The following is a 16628-nucleotide window of genomic DNA, read 5'->3' on the forward strand; positions in this document are numbered from 1 at the left end:
CTATGTTGTCTACTTGGTTCAGTTGTATGAGCCCGGGTATTTACAAACGACTTCCATACTCGTGTGAGTTTTCGCATTTATCGTGAAACGCTTTCGCGTTTTTCATGCGCTTCAATCATAATGCATCTTTTAACACAGGCAACCGATAAACAATTACAGATCATATATCAATTTATACGGTCACTTTTAAACTAATTTATTTCAATCCACACCACTTTTTGGATAAGACTGAACTGAAAAGTTCAGTCTTTTTTTATATCCATAACCATACGTTCAAGAACTTCCCAATCCGATTCGCTGAGTCGAGAAAGCATAGAAATAAAACGCTTTTTAAAAGTATCGGATTCTGTACTTAGCGTTTTTCCCACAAAGGCGGCGATTTCTTCGTCTCTGGACATTTCTATAAACATTTCGCCATTGCCGGTACGGAGCCAATCTTCATTCACATTAAACTCACGGCAAATAAGAGCTATAACAGCATCTATAGGCTCATTTCTACCGATTTCATAGGTTGCGACAGTATTTCGTTTTACACCAATTCGGTCAGCGAATTCTTGTTGCGTTAAGTCTAAAGCTTTACGCAGTTTTTTAATACGCTCGTTCAATGGCCTTCCTCCTTTCTGCTTTTAATGATAGCATCAAAAAGTCGCTATGTCAACAAAAAGTCGAAAGATCACAAAAAAGCCTTGACAAATGTGATTATACGATCTATAATAGTCTCACAATCAACAAAAGAAAGCGAGGTGAAACCACAATGACCGAAAAAGAGAAGAAAATCCTTGAAACCTTCGGACGCATCATTCCACAGCTTGACGAGCGTGGGAAGGATAGCTTTTTAGCGTACGGCGAGGGGATTGCAGATGCCATTGAACGATATGGCATAAAAGGCAGCAATCCACCTAAAAAGAAACCCGCATAGAAAGGAGCGCCATATGGACAGTTTAATCAAAGTATCTTACGACAACGATAGGCCAACAGTATCCGCAAGAGAACTGCATGATTTTTTGGAAGTAAAAACTGCATACAAAGATTGGTTCCCGCGCATGTGTGATTATGGATTTTCAGAAGGTACGGATTTCAACCCGCTCAAAAATGAGCAGGTTCGCCAAGAAGGAAATCGCATGGTTTCCCGTATGATTGATGATGCCCAACTCACCATCGACATGGCGAAAGAAATATGTATGCTTCAGCGCAACGATCGCGGTAAACAGGCCCGACAATATTTCCTTCAGCTAGAAAAGGACTGGAACAGCCCGGAAAAAGTTATGGCACGGGCTTTACAAATTGCAAATCAAAAACTACAGGTTTTAGAAACTGAAAACGCCCAACAAAAACAATTAATTGCAGAATACAGCCCCAAAGTCAGCTACTACGATGTAGTACTGCAAACAAAGGACGCTTTATCTGCCAGCGAAATTGCGAAAGATTACGGAAAGTCTGCGAAATGGCTGAACAATTTATTACATGATAAAGGTGTGCAATACAAGCAATCTGGAATATGGCTACTTTACCAAAAATATGCGGAGCAAGGATATACACGATCTAAGACACATACATACAGCGGTGATGATGGTCAACAGCATAGCAGATTACATACCTACTGGACACAAAAGGGGCGGCTGTTTATCTATGATCTGCTTAAAAAGGATGGAGTTATCCCCCTGATGGAACAATAAAAATCCGCCCAAAAAGAAACCAGCGTAAGGAGGTGACTAAAAATGCCGAAACTCAGGGAACCCGAAAATGATAAAGATGACCGCTCCATTGTAGCAAAGATAAAATATGGAATGGAAATGACTGGTATAAGCAGTCAAGAACTAGCTTTGTCCGCGAGAATGGATCGAGCAACATTGTATAACCGATACAAAAGTCCTGGCGATTTCCGCCTGAAAGAGTTACGTCGAATCAGTAAGAAATTACATATTCCGTTAAACGATCTCATTTCAGAAAATTTTTAAGCGGAGAAGAACTAAATCAAGGAGACATCCAGAAGAAAGATAGGGAGAATATAAAAACGATGGACAAGACAAATAGACACACAGAGGATCGGCTGCAACACCTGGGTAGAGTGCTATTTTATGGTGGCCTCATAGCAGCATTATTGACCATTCCAGCGGCATGCGCAGGGGAAATATCGGTATGGATAGCCCTTACATTGGCAATGGTCGAAGGGATAATGATTGGAGCCGGGGTAGTAATCCGAGACTGACGGAGAGGGGGTCATGAGCAAATTGAGTTCAACCCATATCCTCTGCATGGAGGGCAGCTTGGAACCATGTGTCACATGCCGCCTATACAGTAAGCACGGCTGCTTTTTACAAAGCAATTGCGCAAGAGTACATAGGTGGCAACAACAAATGATAGAGCGGTCATTAAACGCCTATCGTAAGGAGGTAATAGATAAAAACAGATTACCACAAAACTCGCGCCCCACCAAAAATCATTGGAAAATTGAGGGTGCATAAGAAAAGCCGCCGCCAGAGTCACGACCTCTGACAGCGGCACAAAAGAAATAGACCACTCTTATTATAGAGCGGAGAAAGGAGAAAGTCAAATGTATGATTACATGGAATTTGCTCAACATCAGTATGATATGAGCGAGGGACCGGACGTATTACTACCTGACAGCGAGGCAGGAGAGTGCTCTTGTTGTCATGAGATATACCCTTTATCGGAGTTATATTTTGACGGTTTGACAGCGGTTTGTCCTGGATGTTGGCGTGAGTACAGCGCAAAGTTTTACCCTCAGTATGGCGATGAATACATAGATCAAAATGCTGTTGCCTTTTTTACCGATTGGCGTTTCCAAGCGCTAACTGATGGGGAGAGGCGGGAAAAGATCGAAAAAGTAATCCTTCCGGCGCTAATCGCAGATTACGAGAAAGAAAGGGAGCAAGCAGAGAAACTTAACCCTGGCATGGATGAATATTACGATAACGAGCGTAGGGAATTTTGTATCCAGTCGGAAGATTGGGACGAGTTTGTAAGGGGGAAAGTATCGTGATTAAATTCCGCGATCTTAAATCCGATGAGGTGGAAGTACGTGTCGGGGCAACTGGAAAGAATGGCGAATGGCTCACCTTGCTTTTGTATAAGGACGCACGATGCGACATGTCTATCCTCGATGAAACGGTGGGGCCGGAGAACTGGCAAAGAGATCACTTTGAGTGCAAAGGGAATCTCTATTGCAAGGTTGGGATCAACACTAACTACACGGATAAGCAGGCGCCGGATCGTTGGATTTGGAAAGCAGATTGTGGGGCTGAAAGTAGGACAGAGGCGGAGAAAGGAGAAGCAAGCGACAGTTTTAAAAGAGCTTGTGTCAATTGGGGAATTGGAAGAGAGCTATATACTGCACCGCCTATCTTTATTAAAAGTACAGCGAAAGATGGAAATGCAAATTTTGATGTAGATGACTTTGGGAAACTTAAAACCAGATTTAAAGTCTCTTATATGCGCATTGATAACAAAAAAATTGTTGCACTCACTATAGAGCGAACAAAACCATCCCGCACAGTTTTTACTTTTGGAGATTGTTTCCCAGATAGTCAGAGTCCTAAAGTTGACTTAACCATGTTGCTGGACGAAGCGAAGAGAACGGGGAAAAGTCTAACCGCTATTTTGTCCACAGTAAAAAAAGCTTTTGCAGATGCACCAAAATCCATAAATGATCTGACTCAACAACATGTGGATTATGTGTTGGCAAAACTTAGAGGTATACCAGATGCCAACGCTTGAATTTGATACCGCTAGATGGCAGCAAGACGATAAAGGCGTATGGCTATGTCTGCGGGTACTTATCCCAAAAAAAGCGCGTGCATTTTGCAACGCGATCAAAGCCGGGAAAGAATACATAGCGGATATTAAGATCAAGCGTCACCGCAGATCACTCGACGCAAACGCTTATTTTTGGGTACTCTGTGACCGCCTGGCTGAAGAAACGGGGATACCGAAGATAGATATATACCGAGAGGCCATTAGAGGCATAGGTGGCAACACAGAATATGTTTGTGTACCAACAGAGGGCGCAGACAAGCTCTGTGACGGATGGAGGCATAACGGGCTTGGCTGGATGGCAGAGACCATGCCTAGTAAGATAGAGGGCTGCACAAACGTAATCCTCTATTATGGCTCGTCTACGTATGACAGTAAGCAAATGAGCAGGTTGATAGATAATGTTGTTCAAGACTGCCAGGCAGTTGGAATCGAGACTAAGACACCGGACGGAGCTGGCACTTTTAAAGTCGAGGTGGAGCGATGCACAAGCGGACAAAAGCCCTTGATATATCTCCAAAAGTTAAGGACAAAGTATGGAAAAGGGATGGTCATTGCTGCATCCTATGTGGGTCACCATATGCCATGCCTAATGCCCATTACATCCCTAGATCACAAGGCGGCTTAGGAATTGAGCAGAATGTTGTCACTCTCTGTCTGGATTGCCATACACGCTATGACAATGGAGCAGGCAGAGAACAGACTAAGGCGGAGATCAAAGCATACTTAGAGCATTGCTATCCCCAATGGGACGAAAGCGCTCTAATCTTTAAAAAATGAGGTGACTTTAGATGTTAAACACAGCGATCATTATGGGGCGGCTTGTGGCAGACCCGGAATTACGCCGTACTGATAGTGACATTTCTGTGACGAGTTTTACACTCGCTGTAGATCGTTCGTATGCGAAATCTGCCACTGACCGGCAGACCGATTTTATTGATATTGTTGCCTGGCGCAACACAGCGGATTTTGTATGCAAATACTTCCGCAAGGGACAGTTGGTTGCTGTACAAGGGTCGATTCAGACCCGTACGTACACGGACAAAGAGGGGCACAAACGCAAGGATTTTAAAGTCTTTGCAAGCAATGTCCATTTTGCTGAACCAAAGCGAGATAAAAAAACCGATGAACCTCACAAGGCCCCGGACGTTGAAAGCGACGAATTCGAAGAGGTTCCTTCCGATGATCTTCCGTTTTGATCGGTGAAGCTATGAACATAGAAGATTTTATCCCGGAGGGGCGGGAAAACGCAATATCACGTGCTGATCTCCATAGAATTACAGGATTACCAGATCGGACAATCCGAGCAGAGATAAAGCGCGCAAACAGGAGGATCACATTAAGAGGGGAAGCGATCATTTCATCATCGTCTGCAAAGGGATATTGGAAAACATCTGACATAGGAGAATTAATGTCCTATATTAGAGAATCCGAGCATCGCCAACGAGCAACGGAAATTAACGATGAACCAGTATATAAACTTGTTGCAAGACTAACTAAAAATAAGTCGATTCCTGTAAGAAGACATATGCGGCATTTGTCAAGCAAAGAAAAGCCAGCTAGAAGGGCAGCTTTCTTTATAAATCAATAATGGAGGAATAAAAATGTCAGAACCAACCAACAAACAATCTATTTTGGACATGGCGAGGGGCGCAATTAAGGAGCGTGTAGATTATGAGATGTCAAGAATTATGGATAATATACTTGACGTAAATACGAATCCGACAAAAGAACGGAGTTTGACAATTACTGTAAAGTTCAAACCCGACCCAGAAAGGCAACAAATCAGCGTGCAAGCAATTGCAAAATCTAAATTAGAACCTACAAATCCTGTCGCGACCGCACTTTTTATTACTGGAGATCAAAATGGAGAAGCCGCAGCTGTTGAAATGGTTCCACAGGTTCCAGGACAACAATCATTTGATGGAAATGAAGAAAACGAGCCAAAAGTATTACGGCTAATTAAGCAAGCATAAGGGAGGATACAGAATTATGGATATGACTAGAGACTTTTTGAATGCGATTTTAGAGTTAGATGCCCCGCATATTGTAGAGTATGGGGATATTAGACTTGTAGATAAAGATATGAAGAAACTTCCGAAAAACAATGTTGCAGAACCGTTAAAAACAGGGACTTTAACTTCTATTGTGGATTACATCCATAATGAAACAGATTCCGCTATGCTACAAGATGGAAGATATGTCATTCACGTTAGAGAGTTCAATGAAGTGAATCTTTTTAGAGAATTAAACACAGATAAAAATCGTGATCATATGATCCATGCCTGCTTTGAATATAATCCATTTCCGTTTGGCCGTTGGATGGATGTAGAAACATTTATTATCAATGCGCAATGTAGTTTTTGCTCATCTATGGAAAAAGACATATTGCTTCAATTTTTGTCTTCTGTGCGTGATGACACAAGTATTACCAGCAATGACGATGGAGTAAGCCAAACTGTAACTGCAACAACCGGCATTTCGCTTGCAAAGAAAGTCAAAGCTCCTAACCCGCTAGAACTGCAAACATTCCGTACATTCCCGGAAGTTTACCAGCCTGCAAGCAGTTTTGTGTTTCGCATGAAAAAAGATTCTTCCGGAAACATTGTGGCTGCATTGTTTGAAGCAGATGGAAGTGCATGGAAACATGAAGTAATCGTTTCGATCAAACAGTATTTTGAAGTTTTATTTGAAGATCGGAATGACGTGATTATCTTGGCATAATTTAATTGACTCTGAAGGGAGGAATAACAGTGGCTCGTCCAATAAAGGACGGGATAGATTATTTTCCTCTAGATACGGATTTCTTTCAAGATGACAAAATAAGACTTTTAAAAGCGGAGTTTGGCGCAAAGGGTATCACAATATTAGTGGCACTCCTTTGCGACATCTACCGCACAAATGGATACTTTAAAGTGTGGGACAATGATGCCTGCCTCCTTATGGCTGACGCTGTTGGTTGTGGGATCGTCCCCGAGAACATAACGCAGGTGGTGCAAGGGTGTCTGCGACGTTCCATCTTTGACAATGGGGTATTTCAGATGTTCGGCATTTTGACATCAGCGGGTATCCAACGCAGGTACATACAAGCAGTATCTACCCGCGAGGAAATACGATTTATACAGGAGTACTGGTTACTTGATTTGAACGATAGAAAAGACGTTCCAACCAGTACTTCTAAAAAAGTTACCTTTAAATCAGTAAATTTGGAAGAAACCGCGGTTAATTTGGAAGAAATACCCGTTAATTTACAAAAAAATCCCGAAAGTAAAGTAAAGAAAAGTAAAGTAAAGAAAAGTATCGGACAGGCCGTTCCCGCAGAAGCGGAACCGGCCCGGAAAAGTATCATTGGACTACCATTAAACGATGGCACGACCTATCCAGTCTATGAAGAACAAATATCCGAATGGAAAGATCTGTATCCAGGGGTAGATATAAAGCAGCAATTACGGAACATGAAAGGATGGTGCATAGCAAATCCTACTCGCAGAAAGACGAAGAAAGGGATACTACGGTTTATTACTAGTTGGTTGGCAAAAGAGCAAAATAGGGCTAAACCCATAAAAATAGAACCGAGTGATTTGGAGGAGTGGTGATGAGAACAAATTATCAAGCAGAACAGGCGGTTATCGGAGATATTTTGCTTGATGCATCAATGGTTATGCCAGAGGCTATGCTCTACTTATCACCAAGGGACTTTAGTGTACCGGAGTATCAAAATATCTATGAGACGTGTCAAGGATTGTACCGTAAAGGACGACCGATAGATAGCGTGACGATTCTGTCCGCAGTAGGTCCAGAATACCAGCAAACACTTGTCTCAGCAGCGGAGGCAACACCGACGATCAGCCATTATCAAGACTATATCCGTATCGTTTGGGAGACTGCTCAAATTAGACGGGCGGCGACGCAGGCGGCGGAACTGTTAGAGACCATAGACACTGGAAGAGAGATTGAGGAGTGCCGGTCATCCGCCGAAACTGTCCTACGATGTTTTGAGACTGTTCGCCGGGACAATCAGCAGTTAAGTGCAGCGGAGATGCTTTTAAGGTTTTTCGAAACCCGTGGAAAACCGCGTAAGTACATACCGACAGGGTTTACAAAATTAGACCGGAGGGCCTATATCGATAGAGGTGATTTTGTAGTTGTTGGAGGGCGTCCAAGCGCTGGAAAGACGGCCATAACATTGCAGATCATGTTGCATATGGCGAGGGATTATAGGGTGTTGTATTTCTCTTTGGAGACCAATCCGGACAAACTTGCAGACCGTCTGATTGCCTGTGATACAGGAGTTAATCTATCCCGGATAAAAACCGGAGAAATGGGCGACGAGGACTGGACACGTATTGTAGAGCGGTCGGACAGGTTCCGCGACTTAAAGTTTGACGTGGTGCAAGCTGCTGGATGGACGGTCGATCAAATCCGTGCAAAGTCCATACAAGAGCAAGCAGATATTATCTTTGTAGACTATTTGGGATTAATAGCTAGTAAAGGCAAAAGCCTCTACGAGCAAACTACAAATGCATCTAAGGCGCTGCATACAATGGCCCAGGATACAGGGACTACAGTGATTGCATTGTCCCAGTTAAACCGATCTGCAAACTCCGGCGATCCAGATATGACTACGTTAAAGGATAGCGGACAAGTTGAGCAGGATGCGGACATAATCCTGATGTTGGCAAACCCGGATGACCCACAGGACAAAGGACGGAGAAAACTGATGGTTGTCAAAAATAAAGAAGGCCGAAGGGGCCTTATAAACCTATCGTTTGATGGGGATAGACAACGATTTTATGAAATTGAAGAAGAGCTGGAGGAACCAGAATGAGTGTACAAAAATTATTGGCAGAGGCCCATGAAAGAGAGAGTGAAGGAATCCTGCGGCGTTGGGCCCACTATGAATGCTTAAAAGATCAACTAAGACAAATGAATTTACCGCCGGAAGAGTATCAAAACGCTACAAAAAAAATCGCAGAAGAATTGGGACTGTAAAAGGAGATAAAAATGAACAGTCGAAACAAAGGCGCAGTCGGAGAAAGAGAACTAGCGAAGGTCTTAAAAGGGTACGGCTATGATTGCCGTAGAGGACAGCAATATTGCGGCACAAATGGGGATGCGGATGTCGTTGGACTGCCTGGACTACATATCGAGTGCAAACGGGTAGAACGGCTTAATCTTGATGATGCAATGGAGCAGACAAAGGCAGATGCGAGAAGGGAAGAGATTCCGGTTGTGATGCACCGCAAAAATAACGGAAAGTGGCGTGTGACAATGAGTCTTGAAGATTTTGTAACGATTTACCGTGAGTGGGAAAACAATTTAACCATAAAGGAGACAGAATCATGACACAGGAAGAAGCGGTTAAACACTTTGAATCATGGGCGAAATGCAACTATGCACCGACCAGAAATGCAGCTTTGATGGCTCTCTCCGCTCTCACCCCGCCCACACAAGAGCAGGTAGAGCGGGTATTTGGAGGCCACTGGGTAAAGAAACATAGAATTTCCGGCGGCTTTAGGAGAAAATCTGGTATTGATGATATGGGAGAGCAGCGCACCATCACTGTTGATGAGCGTGTGGAGTATGACGATCTATATTGCTCGATATGTGGGAAACAAAGTGCAGATAATTTCCTTAATTTCTGCCCCTCCTGCGGCCTGGCCATGACCCCGGAGGCCCTGGAAATCATCAAGGAAAGATTGGAGGGTATTGGCCATGAAGATTGATAGATCAGTCCTTGAACGACTGTGGCCAGGATGTGAGTTCTGCAAAAACAACGGGGTTCAGGGCTATCTTACTGCTGTATGTGTTACACGATGGGGAATGAGTTGCACAAATGATCTTGAAATCGAAAGTGATGATATTTTCTACGCTACGAATCATTTTTGCAGATTTTGTGGCCGCCCCCTCACCCCGGAGGCTCTGAAAATCATCAAGAAGAGATTGGAGGCGCTGAAAGATGAGAGCGATTGACGTTGATGAGGCGATCAAAGTAGCCGATTATAAGTACAACAAATGGAACCTTGCAATGGCCGGAGCGGATACGAGGAGAGAAATCAATTTGTGCTACAAGAAGCAAGAGCTTTTTAAGGCGGTAAAAGCCGTTCTTGATTGCGTGCCCACCCTCAAAGCGCCGAACGAGTGGATTAACAGAACGCTAGAACTCGATGATTTGTACACAAAGTTACAGATCGTTACAGGGTTTACAGCGGAGCAGTTATTAGAGATGTTTTGCTCTGGATATACGCTGGAAAAACCAGACTACTCAAAAAATTTTGCAGAACTAGCAGATTTGGTGGGAACTAGCCCGCCGAACGAGGCGCTGACGTGCGAGGTTCGCCCGCCGGAGAGAAAGGAGAACACATGAGAGGTTGCAAAAATTGTCCGGCATACGCAAAATGTACTGTGACATATCGGAGTTCTGCGTGTGAGGCTTTACGTGGCACATACGGGATAGATAGTGATCCGGAGATTGCCACCAATGCCGACAGAATCCGGGGCATGAGCAACGAGTGCAGAGCGGAGTCGTACTGCTATACCGGCCACACCGGGATGATTGACTGGCTTTGCCAGACAGCAGAGGAGGACACCTGATGGACATCGAGACGCTGATTGAGCAGTTACGGTCATATACATACTGGCTTGGGCAAGATGGCCCGGAAAGCCATGATATACACCCTCTAATTTGCGACGATGCCGCCACCGCCCTCTCCACGCTCCAGTCCGAAAATGAGAGGCTGAAAAGCAAACTCCACGATGAGATCGAAAAAGAAATGAAGCGTAGAAAAACGCAAGCAGACATTATTCAAACAGAGCGCGGACAAAAATACGAAATGATGGAAAAAATGAATCAAATAATAAAGACCATGCATGGCGACTGTAATTATTGCCTAAATCAGCACAGTGGTTTGGATGGCCCTTGTAAGGGATGTGCATTTTCTGTTAAGCAAGAATTTATTGACGGAGATTACTGGGAATGGCGTGGCCTGGTGGAGGGATGATGAGTATGAAACGGTTTACTGACTTGAATCGTAAACAGGATAATATGAAATTGATGGATGCACCTATGTCTCGTGGGAATGCGGCGTGTTGGCTCCGCTTATGTGCCATTGAGGACATCCTGGGTGATGACTACGACCTTGACCGTCTACGCGAGCTGACCCAGGCGGACAAAGAGGGGCGGTGCGCAGTGCTGCCTGTAAAGCTTGGCGATTCCGTGCGTTTTGCAAAAAATCCGAGAGCGAAGTACGAAACCGTTGATGCAATCACCATATACCCGGATGGAAGAATGAGTTTTGGGTTTCACGAATACGGCGTTAAAACTGAGTGGGTAGACCGTTGGAGTGAGGACGATGCGTGTAAATACGTTCCGGTAGAATCCACCGAGGCCGCACAACGGAGGGAACAGGATGGTTGATTGGGCACTCATAAAAAGACTTGGGATATGTTTCCCTGGATGGTTTATCAATAATCAGGGCGAATTTATCGCCCACCAAAAGGCGAATGTGTATTTCAATATCAGCACTTGCGAGAACGAGATGGATATAAAGTGCAAGATATTAGAATGGTTTTCCCGCCCAGCCTGTAAGTCCACGCCGTTCCGCCGTGCAGTAGACAATACGGCCCTTCATACATTCTTCCTGAATGGTATAAACGAATACCTTGACACTACGTTTAGCGTGGAGGATATGCGAGAGATTTACACTTATCTCGGGAACGCTTGCAACCATCAAAAGACAATCCGATTTATAGAGAGCGGCTATGATATGGCCGTATTGGAGGAGCAGAAATGAAAGAGTACATCGAGAGGGCGGCTGCTATGGAGGCCATCTTTGGACTTACCATTGTAGACCCGGCTGTGGCGCAATATGCAAATGCGGTATGCTACCATCTGCAAAACATCCCTGCCGCCGACGTTGCGGAGGTGAGGCACGGGTATTGGAAGTTCCCGGTTTTTACGGACAGTGATGTAAATGACCCACGTTGTAAATGTTCCGAGTGTGGAAACATTGAAACACCGCTTGCAATACATCGGTTTTGCCCTGTTTGCGGTGCTTTAATGAAGGAGGATGAACATGAGGCTGATTGATGCTGATGAACTGATGGTTAAAGAGTATTCCCAGCTCAGAGACGGGGATGTGCTTTGGAGAATACCACCATCCCATATTGACCTTGCCCCCACCATCGACGCCGTTCCTATGGTCAGGTGTCGGGAGTGCAAACACTTCAACATAAGAACGCATGAGTGCGAAAATGAATCACTTTCAACTGACCACGAGGGAGGAGCATCATATAGTTTGAATTTCTATGATGATGACTTTTGTTCTTATGGAGAACGGAGGGAGGCCGACCATGATAAACACTCATCCAACTCACTGTAATATCTGTGGAGGGCGGGTTACATACGGGTCAAACGCAAGAGTATATGGGCGTGAGTACGGGAGCGGGTATTGCTATCTCTGCCAGTCCTGTGGAGCCTATGTGGGAACGCATAAGCCCCGCCCACAAGAGGCGCTTGGACTTCTGCTTACGGAACCAATGAGGACAGGGAAGAAGATGTGTCACGCCCTCTTTGACCCGCTCTGGAAGGGCAAGCCAAAAGCCCACAAGAAGCGTAATGACCTTTACTGCTGGCTGGCCCATGAAATGGATATACCCGTGGAGGACTGCCATTTTGGATACTTCGACATTGACCAACTCCGGCGGGCATACATCATCTTGAGAGACATACAGGACAAGCAGATGCGATATGACAACTGCGGAAGAATCTATTTTGAGGAGGCCGTCCATGAAATGGAGTAAAACGTGGATTTGAGGTGACGAGAAAATGAGATCAAGAGTACCTATATCCTCTCGACTTAGTAACAAGCAAATAGCAGCAGTCCAAAAAATCTCCCGCGAGTTGGCAGATGAGGCTTTACAGCGAGGACAAAAAAATCTCATGCGTAGATGGTTTAAACTTATGTGTATTGCATTACACAACACATATGGATTTAGTACAGGCCGTTTATCTGTCGTTATCCAAGAGATAGATAAGCTTTCCGCACAAGCAGAAAAGGACGAAATCTTTTGGGATCATGTCGATCGGGTTGTGATTGATGATCTCAAAATGGACTTCGATAGGGAGGAGAAAGTGTAAAGAAAGGAGAACTATGGAAGAACGAATTATGCAGTTATATCCATGTAAGTCATGTCCAAGACACAAAAAATGTGATAGGAATAATTTAAAGTCGTGTGCTGCTTGGAGGTCATGGTTTTTAATTTCTTGGAGGTGGATCACTAGGGATATTAAAAAATTAATGGGAGGGATAAAAATTGACAAGCCAGGAGAAAAAAGCATATTTAGAGCGCTACAAAGAAGCGAATCAAGAAATTGACCGCTTGTGCGAAGAATTGTCACGATGGCGGGCGTTGGCAACCAAAATAACGCCTGTTTTATCCCAGGAGTCCGCAGGAGGCCACGAAGGAGAAAATCAAATAGAATTAGCTGTCGAAAAAATTATCGCCTTAGAAGGGCAAATAAACGCTAAAATCGATGATCTGTTGAAAATCAAACAGCAGGTGGAAAAAGCAATACAAACGGTCCAGGACGGAACTCTGCGAGAGGTATTGATACAGAGGTACATACTGGGCAAAAAGTGGGAGCAAATTTCGGCGGATACGAATTATGGCTATCAGTGGGTATGTAAACTGCATGGCAGAGCATTACAGGCCATAAAACTAAAAGAGGCGATAGAAAGCGATACTCAAAGTATGATATAGTTAAACTAGCAAAAGTGAGTACAAGGACGGGTTCACGCTCTTTTCATGCGCACCTCCTTTCATATTTTTCTCCTTGGTCTATGCCGCGTCGGAGGTCAGACCGGCGCGGTAGACATGCGGCAAAGAGTGCAGTGCCGGTGCAACTCCGGTAGGCCGCGCCAGGCGCTTGACGATAATCGAGTGGCGTAGATTATCGGAGCCGCAATGCCGCCGCTATGCAGAGGGCGGGTTATAAATACTGCGCTATCCGGCCCAGTGCCGGACAGAGGGAAACCGTCTTTGACGGATGTTATATAAGCGCCTTACCAGTTGGTGGGGCGCTATTTTTATTTAAATTTTTAATTTGGGAGGTGACTATTTTGAAATCTTTAGAAAAATTTGAAACCTGCGACCTGGTAAAAGAGCTCAAAGGACGAGAAGGTGTAGAAACAAAAATAGCGGAACTGTATCAAGATATAGACATCAAGATAAACGGTCCCGCCATTGTTCTGATTGTGACAGATTAGCCTATCCGATAAAGGAGAAAACAATTCATTAAGTTTATTCTTCCGGGGAGTGTAAGAAAGCAACTTTCAAAAATTGGGATACCACATACATTTGGGGCTCAAATGGAGAACTGGGCGTATGGGAAACGATATAAGTCTAACGACGATATAATCTACTGCCAGGATGGAGAAGTTATTTCTGTGCGTAGAAAAGCGACTTGGATTTGGAGAAAAATGAAGGAGGTGACAACTCTTGAAGAAAACTCCTGATGATGCGACTATGGAACAAGGAGAGGCTATTGTAAAGACAAGAACAAGAGGGCGTGGAGGAAAAGAGAATTTTCCGAGTGTTATTGCCGGAGCGAAAGCTGAAGATATATCCCGCTGCATAGCGAACTGTATGATGTTTTACGATAGGCCGCTTGTTAAATCTGATGATGAGTGTCGACAGCGACTATACGACTTCTTCGACACTTGCCAAAAAACAGGACAGTTGCCGACTGTCGAAAAGATGATTATGTCCCTCGGAGCGGTCAAAAGCACAGTGTGGAATTGGGAAAATGGAATTGGATGCAGCTCCGAGCGCTCGAACCTCATTAAAAAAGCGAAGGAATTTATTGCATCTTTTGAGTCCGAAATGGTCACAGAGGGCAAAATTAATCCCGTTGTGTACATTTTTAGAGCAAAAAACTATTTTGGCATGAAAGACCAACAGGAGGTTGTTTTGACGCCTAATCAGCCTCTTGGCGACTTTCCGGACCAAAAGCAGCTTGAAGAGCGAATCGCTGGGTCTATTGTGGCGGATGAGTAAGCGATTTTGTTGTGTAACTTTGCCAAATGGGTCTCAAAATTTCCCGAGGAAACACTTTTATCAGTTGTGGAAGATGAACAAAATCGGCTATAAAGAGGAGAACGTATATGCCTAAGGATTTTACTTGCGACTATCTGGTAGATATTACTGGATTAGTGGACGATGGGAAAAATCTTTATTCCTGCTGTCATCCGTCCGGCGTTATGTGCGGGAAAGAAGATTGTCCGGCTGTTATCGACTTTAACAGGAAGTGCCAAAAAGATTCAGAGGCAAACGACTATGATAGAATCCTGCGCGGGAAGCTGTGTCCGCTGAAACAAGGGATAGGAATTGACCACTGGCGGCAATGCGACGGCCCCCGCTGCGCCTGGTGGGATGCGATGGCGGAGCGCTGCGCCGTCCTCTCCCTGGCACGCAACAAATGACAACACCCCGGCTTGCTCCTGGTGGAGTGGGCCGGGGTTGATTTATGCCTTGCTGGGCCTCCGTGGGCCGCTGTGAGGCATTTTGTGGTGCGGGAATAGAGAGACACTGACGGACAATAAAACACCGTGTAGGGCCTGTAAATGGCCTTTGCGGCGGTTTTGCTTTTTGAGGCTTGTTCCGCCCTGCTGGACATGGGCGCAAAAATGCCGCCTGGAGGGCATGAAAAAGCCCGCCCCATAGCGGGGCGGGTAGATGGTATATGCCGTTAGATGTCCCATCCCTCAGATAGGACGCGGAGCGGGATAAACGGCCCTCCGCGCTGGGGGTGGTCGATGATGCAGGGGATACCGTCTGTGTTGGTTGTCAGCTCGTAGCAATCAGGGCCCCGGAAAATGCGCTTGTGTCCATCTCCGGCCTCTGCCGCCTCAAACCCTGCGGGCAAGTCCACAGAAATCCGCCGTGTCCATGTGCGGCTAATTTCCGGGTACTCATCCAGCGTAACCTCTGCGGGCTTGCCTGTCTGGAGCATATCCCCAGTACGGGTGATATATAGTGTAGTTGCCATAGTGTATCATCCTTTCTCGCCTTTAGCGGGTCTTTGCTATGTTTTTAGCATTATTTTGCAGGGCAATTAAGCCTTTTTTGCGCACTCCCATATAATCATCAAGGGGAGGGCCAAAAAAAACAGGATAATCAAGCGGGGCACCCCCTCTCAATGGGCAGTGCCTTGGTGGGCCAGTAGCCGCGCCGGTAGACAATGCGCCAGCGGTCGAGATCGTAAATCAGTGCCCCGGCCTCTTGCCGGTATTGCTTGAGTGCTTGCTGGGCCTCTCGTTGGGTCTTATAGTCCCCGTGTTCGTCCCCGCCGGTGTCGGGGTCGTATGTGATAATTTGGTAGCTCATGAGCCCGCCCCTCTCAAACGATCATGTTCGCAAATTCCCGCATTTCTGCGGCCATATTCTGCGGGTCGTAGGCGTATTTTTTCAGCCAGTCCCCAAAATGTTCGGAAAGATAGGATTGCAGATTGTCCAAGTTGTCCGGCTTGCTGGCAAGTGTGCGTATATATTCGCAAAACTGTGCGGCCTCTTTTTCATATGTGCGTTTCATGGTCTGTTTCCTCCATTCTCCAACGGGCGGGTCAATTCCAATTAAAAGCAAGTTGTGGGAACATTTTTTCAATCTGTTTCGTTTCATTGTACGGCCCTCCTTGCGGCCTTGTTGACCGCTGCACGGTTTACGGCGTTTGCCTTTGCGCTGATGCTGCTATTGAAGCGGCGCACGAAAAACGCGAAAGCGTTTCACGATAAATGCGAAAACTGACACGAGTATGGAAGTCGTTCTGGTTAATATCGGTTCGATAAAACCGAAG

Annotated in this window: 35 protein-coding genes; 31 read left to right on the forward strand and 4 right to left on the reverse strand. The window is 45.2% G+C overall.

The annotated features are described in order from the left end of the window. Positions 1-242 precede the first annotated feature (242 nt). On the reverse strand, positions 243-605 hold the full coding sequence (locus tag ACGCCZ_RS05030) for a helix-turn-helix domain-containing protein (protein WP_411655450.1): 363 nt from the start codon (positions 603-605) through the stop codon (positions 243-245). A 149-nt stretch (positions 606-754) separates the two neighbouring features. Here ACGCCZ_RS05030 and ACGCCZ_RS05035 point away from each other — a divergent pair, with 149 nt between their 5' ends. From ACGCCZ_RS05035 to ACGCCZ_RS05185, 31 genes are all read left to right on the forward strand, one after another. After that, a complete protein-coding gene (locus ACGCCZ_RS05035) occupies positions 755-919 on the forward strand; it encodes a hypothetical protein (RefSeq protein WP_411655451.1) in 165 nt (54 codons plus the stop codon). Between the two features lie 13 nt (positions 920-932). After that, on the forward strand, positions 933-1676 hold the full coding sequence (locus tag ACGCCZ_RS05040) for a phage antirepressor KilAC domain-containing protein (RefSeq protein ID WP_411655452.1): 744 nt from the start codon (positions 933-935) through the stop codon (positions 1674-1676). 42 nt (positions 1677-1718) lie between these two features. Beyond that, positions 1719-1958: a hypothetical protein gene (locus tag ACGCCZ_RS05045; RefSeq protein WP_411655453.1), complete on the forward strand. Its 240-nt coding sequence runs from the start codon at positions 1719-1721 to the stop codon at positions 1956-1958. Between the two features lie 59 nt (positions 1959-2017). Next, positions 2018-2209: a hypothetical protein gene (locus tag ACGCCZ_RS05050; protein ID WP_411655454.1), complete on the forward strand. Its 192-nt coding sequence runs from the start codon at positions 2018-2020 to the stop codon at positions 2207-2209. A gap of 345 nt (positions 2210-2554) precedes the next feature. Continuing rightward, positions 2555-3004 (forward strand): hypothetical protein, encoded by a 450-nt coding sequence (locus ACGCCZ_RS05055; RefSeq protein WP_411655455.1) that lies wholly within the window; start codon positions 2555-2557, stop codon positions 3002-3004. After that, positions 3001-3738, forward strand: a complete 738-nt coding sequence (locus ACGCCZ_RS05060) for a Rad52/Rad22 family DNA repair protein (RefSeq protein ID WP_411655456.1) — start codon at positions 3001-3003, stop codon at positions 3736-3738. Before ACGCCZ_RS05055 ends, ACGCCZ_RS05060 begins: the two co-directional genes overlap by 4 nt. Next, entirely contained in the window at positions 3725-4402 is a 678-nt protein-coding gene (locus ACGCCZ_RS05065) for a hypothetical protein (protein ID WP_411655484.1), read from the forward strand. The genes ACGCCZ_RS05060 and ACGCCZ_RS05065 overlap by 14 nt, the downstream gene beginning before the upstream one ends. Further along, complete coding sequence (locus tag ACGCCZ_RS05070) at positions 4360-4554, forward strand: HNH endonuclease (RefSeq protein WP_411655457.1); 195 nt, start codon at positions 4360-4362, stop codon at positions 4552-4554. Before ACGCCZ_RS05065 ends, ACGCCZ_RS05070 begins: the two co-directional genes overlap by 43 nt. Before the next feature lie 11 nt (positions 4555-4565). Further along, a complete protein-coding gene (locus ACGCCZ_RS05075) occupies positions 4566-4973 on the forward strand; it encodes a single-stranded DNA-binding protein (protein ID WP_411655458.1) in 408 nt (135 codons plus the stop codon). Beyond that, complete coding sequence (locus ACGCCZ_RS05080; RefSeq protein ID WP_411655459.1) at positions 4970-5365, forward strand: hypothetical protein; 396 nt, start codon at positions 4970-4972, stop codon at positions 5363-5365. Before ACGCCZ_RS05075 ends, ACGCCZ_RS05080 begins: the two co-directional genes overlap by 4 nt. A gap of 13 nt (positions 5366-5378) precedes the next feature. Next, on the forward strand, positions 5379-5750 hold the full coding sequence (locus tag ACGCCZ_RS05085; protein WP_411655460.1) for a hypothetical protein: 372 nt from the start codon (positions 5379-5381) through the stop codon (positions 5748-5750). Positions 5751-5766: 16 nt separating this feature from the next. Then, complete coding sequence (locus tag ACGCCZ_RS05090) at positions 5767-6498, forward strand: hypothetical protein (RefSeq protein WP_411655461.1); 732 nt, start codon at positions 5767-5769, stop codon at positions 6496-6498. 29 nt (positions 6499-6527) lie between these two features. Beyond that, positions 6528-7370 (forward strand): DUF4373 domain-containing protein, encoded by an 843-nt coding sequence (locus ACGCCZ_RS05095; RefSeq protein WP_411655462.1) that lies wholly within the window; start codon positions 6528-6530, stop codon positions 7368-7370. Beyond that, the gene (locus tag ACGCCZ_RS05100; RefSeq protein ID WP_411655463.1) at positions 7370-8602 is read left to right on the forward strand and encodes a replicative DNA helicase; all 1233 of its coding nucleotides are present in this window, start codon (positions 7370-7372) and stop codon (positions 8600-8602) included. Before ACGCCZ_RS05095 ends, ACGCCZ_RS05100 begins: the two co-directional genes overlap by 1 nt. Next, complete coding sequence (locus ACGCCZ_RS05105) at positions 8599-8766, forward strand: hypothetical protein (RefSeq protein WP_411655464.1); 168 nt, start codon at positions 8599-8601, stop codon at positions 8764-8766. Before ACGCCZ_RS05100 ends, ACGCCZ_RS05105 begins: the two co-directional genes overlap by 4 nt. Before the next feature lie 12 nt (positions 8767-8778). Then, positions 8779-9120 (forward strand): putative PDDEXK endonuclease, encoded by a 342-nt coding sequence (locus ACGCCZ_RS05110; RefSeq protein WP_411655465.1) that lies wholly within the window; start codon positions 8779-8781, stop codon positions 9118-9120. Then, complete coding sequence (locus ACGCCZ_RS05115; RefSeq protein WP_411655466.1) at positions 9117-9500, forward strand: hypothetical protein; 384 nt, start codon at positions 9117-9119, stop codon at positions 9498-9500. The genes ACGCCZ_RS05110 and ACGCCZ_RS05115 overlap by 4 nt, the downstream gene beginning before the upstream one ends. Then, the gene (locus ACGCCZ_RS05120; RefSeq protein WP_411655467.1) at positions 9490-9747 is read left to right on the forward strand and encodes a hypothetical protein; all 258 of its coding nucleotides are present in this window, start codon (positions 9490-9492) and stop codon (positions 9745-9747) included. Before ACGCCZ_RS05115 ends, ACGCCZ_RS05120 begins: the two co-directional genes overlap by 11 nt. Beyond that, positions 9734-10141, forward strand: coding sequence for a hypothetical protein (locus ACGCCZ_RS05125; protein WP_411655468.1), 408 nt, complete (start codon positions 9734-9736; stop codon positions 10139-10141). Before ACGCCZ_RS05120 ends, ACGCCZ_RS05125 begins: the two co-directional genes overlap by 14 nt. Positions 10142-10179: 38 nt before the next feature. Next, positions 10180-10368, forward strand: a complete 189-nt coding sequence (locus ACGCCZ_RS05130; protein WP_411655469.1) for a hypothetical protein — start codon at positions 10180-10182, stop codon at positions 10366-10368. Beyond that, positions 10368-10775 carry a hypothetical protein gene (locus ACGCCZ_RS05135; protein WP_411655470.1) on the forward strand — a complete coding sequence of 136 codons (408 nt, stop codon included), beginning with the start codon at positions 10368-10370 and terminating at the stop codon, positions 10773-10775. Before ACGCCZ_RS05130 ends, ACGCCZ_RS05135 begins: the two co-directional genes overlap by 1 nt. 5 nt (positions 10776-10780) lie before the next feature. Next, on the forward strand, positions 10781-11191 hold the full coding sequence (locus ACGCCZ_RS05140) for a hypothetical protein (protein WP_411655471.1): 411 nt from the start codon (positions 10781-10783) through the stop codon (positions 11189-11191). Beyond that, the gene (locus ACGCCZ_RS05145) at positions 11184-11567 is read left to right on the forward strand and encodes a hypothetical protein (protein ID WP_411655472.1); all 384 of its coding nucleotides are present in this window, start codon (positions 11184-11186) and stop codon (positions 11565-11567) included. The genes ACGCCZ_RS05140 and ACGCCZ_RS05145 overlap by 8 nt, the downstream gene beginning before the upstream one ends. Further along, on the forward strand, positions 11564-11863 hold the full coding sequence (locus ACGCCZ_RS05150; protein ID WP_411655473.1) for a hypothetical protein: 300 nt from the start codon (positions 11564-11566) through the stop codon (positions 11861-11863). The genes ACGCCZ_RS05145 and ACGCCZ_RS05150 overlap by 4 nt, the downstream gene beginning before the upstream one ends. Next, on the forward strand, positions 11850-12155 hold the full coding sequence (locus ACGCCZ_RS05155) for a hypothetical protein (RefSeq protein ID WP_411655474.1): 306 nt from the start codon (positions 11850-11852) through the stop codon (positions 12153-12155). The genes ACGCCZ_RS05150 and ACGCCZ_RS05155 overlap by 14 nt, the downstream gene beginning before the upstream one ends. Continuing rightward, a complete protein-coding gene (locus ACGCCZ_RS05160; protein WP_411655475.1) occupies positions 12127-12576 on the forward strand; it encodes a zinc-finger-containing protein in 450 nt (149 codons plus the stop codon). The genes ACGCCZ_RS05155 and ACGCCZ_RS05160 overlap by 29 nt, the downstream gene beginning before the upstream one ends. A 25-nt stretch (positions 12577-12601) precedes the next feature. Continuing rightward, complete coding sequence (locus ACGCCZ_RS05165; protein WP_411655476.1) at positions 12602-12913, forward strand: hypothetical protein; 312 nt, start codon at positions 12602-12604, stop codon at positions 12911-12913. A 176-nt stretch (positions 12914-13089) separates the two neighbouring features. Further along, positions 13090-13536 (forward strand): hypothetical protein, encoded by a 447-nt coding sequence (locus ACGCCZ_RS05170; RefSeq protein ID WP_411655477.1) that lies wholly within the window; start codon positions 13090-13092, stop codon positions 13534-13536. Between the two features lie 359 nt (positions 13537-13895). Further along, complete coding sequence (locus ACGCCZ_RS05175; RefSeq protein WP_411655478.1) at positions 13896-14042, forward strand: BC1881 family protein; 147 nt, start codon at positions 13896-13898, stop codon at positions 14040-14042. Positions 14043-14274: 232 nt separating this feature from the next. Further along, entirely contained in the window at positions 14275-14832 is a 558-nt protein-coding gene (locus tag ACGCCZ_RS05180) for a hypothetical protein (RefSeq protein WP_411655479.1), read from the forward strand. A gap of 107 nt (positions 14833-14939) precedes the next feature. Next, entirely contained in the window at positions 14940-15257 is a 318-nt protein-coding gene (locus ACGCCZ_RS05185) for a hypothetical protein (RefSeq protein WP_411655480.1), read from the forward strand. 266 nt (positions 15258-15523) lie between these two features. On the opposite strand, the gene ACGCCZ_RS05190 is transcribed toward ACGCCZ_RS05185, so the two are convergent. The 3 genes from ACGCCZ_RS05190 to ACGCCZ_RS05200 all read right to left on the reverse strand — a co-directional run bounded on the left by ACGCCZ_RS05190 (position 15524) and on the right by ACGCCZ_RS05200 (position 16453). Further along, positions 15524-15823, reverse strand: coding sequence for a hypothetical protein (locus ACGCCZ_RS05190; RefSeq protein ID WP_411655481.1), 300 nt, complete (start codon positions 15821-15823; stop codon positions 15524-15526). A 128-nt stretch (positions 15824-15951) separates the two neighbouring features. Beyond that, a complete protein-coding gene (locus ACGCCZ_RS05195) occupies positions 15952-16161 on the reverse strand; it encodes a hypothetical protein (protein WP_411655482.1) in 210 nt (69 codons plus the stop codon). Between the two features lie 13 nt (positions 16162-16174). After that, positions 16175-16453 carry a hypothetical protein gene (locus ACGCCZ_RS05200; RefSeq protein WP_411655483.1) on the reverse strand — a complete coding sequence of 93 codons (279 nt, stop codon included), beginning with the start codon at positions 16451-16453 and terminating at the stop codon, positions 16175-16177. Positions 16454-16628: the final 175 nt, after the last annotated feature.

This window comes from Anaeromassilibacillus sp. SJQ-1 (genome assembly GCF_046693725.1).
Classification (GTDB): domain Bacteria; phylum Bacillota; class Clostridia; order Oscillospirales; family Acutalibacteraceae; genus Anaeromassilibacillus.

Excerpts from the sequence above, each read along its gene's own strand:
- ACGCCZ_RS05050 (WP_411655454.1), top strand. The coding sequence starts at position 2,018 with ATGGACAAGACAAATAGACACACAGAGGATCGGCTGCAACACCTGGGT.
- ACGCCZ_RS05190 (WP_411655481.1), bottom strand. The coding sequence starts at position 15,823 with ATGGCAACTACACTATATATCACCCGTACTGGGGATATGCTCCAGACA.
- ACGCCZ_RS05070 (WP_411655457.1), top strand. The coding sequence starts at position 4,360 with ATGCCTAATGCCCATTACATCCCTAGATCACAAGGCGGCTTAGGAATT.
- ACGCCZ_RS05055 (WP_411655455.1), top strand. The coding sequence starts at position 2,555 with ATGTATGATTACATGGAATTTGCTCAACATCAGTATGATATGAGCGAG.
- ACGCCZ_RS05040 (WP_411655452.1), top strand. The coding sequence starts at position 933 with ATGGACAGTTTAATCAAAGTATCTTACGACAACGATAGGCCAACAGTA.
- ACGCCZ_RS05135 (WP_411655470.1), top strand. The coding sequence starts at position 10,368 with ATGGACATCGAGACGCTGATTGAGCAGTTACGGTCATATACATACTGG.
- ACGCCZ_RS05120 (WP_411655467.1), top strand. The coding sequence starts at position 9,490 with ATGAAGATTGATAGATCAGTCCTTGAACGACTGTGGCCAGGATGTGAG.
- ACGCCZ_RS05155 (WP_411655474.1), top strand. The coding sequence starts at position 11,850 with ATGAGGCTGATTGATGCTGATGAACTGATGGTTAAAGAGTATTCCCAG.
- ACGCCZ_RS05185 (WP_411655480.1), top strand. The coding sequence starts at position 14,940 with ATGCCTAAGGATTTTACTTGCGACTATCTGGTAGATATTACTGGATTA.
- ACGCCZ_RS05150 (WP_411655473.1), top strand. The coding sequence starts at position 11,564 with ATGAAAGAGTACATCGAGAGGGCGGCTGCTATGGAGGCCATCTTTGGA.
- ACGCCZ_RS05065 (WP_411655484.1), top strand. The coding sequence starts at position 3,725 with ATGCCAACGCTTGAATTTGATACCGCTAGATGGCAGCAAGACGATAAA.
- ACGCCZ_RS05110 (WP_411655465.1), top strand. The coding sequence starts at position 8,779 with ATGAACAGTCGAAACAAAGGCGCAGTCGGAGAAAGAGAACTAGCGAAG.
- ACGCCZ_RS05195 (WP_411655482.1), bottom strand. The coding sequence starts at position 16,161 with ATGAGCTACCAAATTATCACATACGACCCCGACACCGGCGGGGACGAA.
- ACGCCZ_RS05090 (WP_411655461.1), top strand. The coding sequence starts at position 5,767 with ATGGATATGACTAGAGACTTTTTGAATGCGATTTTAGAGTTAGATGCC.
- ACGCCZ_RS05045 (WP_411655453.1), top strand. The coding sequence starts at position 1,719 with ATGCCGAAACTCAGGGAACCCGAAAATGATAAAGATGACCGCTCCATT.
- ACGCCZ_RS05105 (WP_411655464.1), top strand. The coding sequence starts at position 8,599 with ATGAGTGTACAAAAATTATTGGCAGAGGCCCATGAAAGAGAGAGTGAA.
- ACGCCZ_RS05115 (WP_411655466.1), top strand. The coding sequence starts at position 9,117 with ATGACACAGGAAGAAGCGGTTAAACACTTTGAATCATGGGCGAAATGC.
- ACGCCZ_RS05100 (WP_411655463.1), top strand. The coding sequence starts at position 7,370 with ATGAGAACAAATTATCAAGCAGAACAGGCGGTTATCGGAGATATTTTG.
- ACGCCZ_RS05145 (WP_411655472.1), top strand. The coding sequence starts at position 11,184 with ATGGTTGATTGGGCACTCATAAAAAGACTTGGGATATGTTTCCCTGGA.
- ACGCCZ_RS05125 (WP_411655468.1), top strand. The coding sequence starts at position 9,734 with ATGAGAGCGATTGACGTTGATGAGGCGATCAAAGTAGCCGATTATAAG.
- ACGCCZ_RS05140 (WP_411655471.1), top strand. The coding sequence starts at position 10,781 with ATGAAACGGTTTACTGACTTGAATCGTAAACAGGATAATATGAAATTG.
- ACGCCZ_RS05200 (WP_411655483.1), bottom strand. The coding sequence starts at position 16,453 with ATGAAACGAAACAGATTGAAAAAATGTTCCCACAACTTGCTTTTAATT.
- ACGCCZ_RS05160 (WP_411655475.1), top strand. The coding sequence starts at position 12,127 with ATGATAAACACTCATCCAACTCACTGTAATATCTGTGGAGGGCGGGTT.
- ACGCCZ_RS05075 (WP_411655458.1), top strand. The coding sequence starts at position 4,566 with ATGTTAAACACAGCGATCATTATGGGGCGGCTTGTGGCAGACCCGGAA.
- ACGCCZ_RS05165 (WP_411655476.1), top strand. The coding sequence starts at position 12,602 with ATGAGATCAAGAGTACCTATATCCTCTCGACTTAGTAACAAGCAAATA.
- ACGCCZ_RS05035 (WP_411655451.1), top strand. The coding sequence starts at position 755 with ATGACCGAAAAAGAGAAGAAAATCCTTGAAACCTTCGGACGCATCATT.
- ACGCCZ_RS05085 (WP_411655460.1), top strand. The coding sequence starts at position 5,379 with ATGTCAGAACCAACCAACAAACAATCTATTTTGGACATGGCGAGGGGC.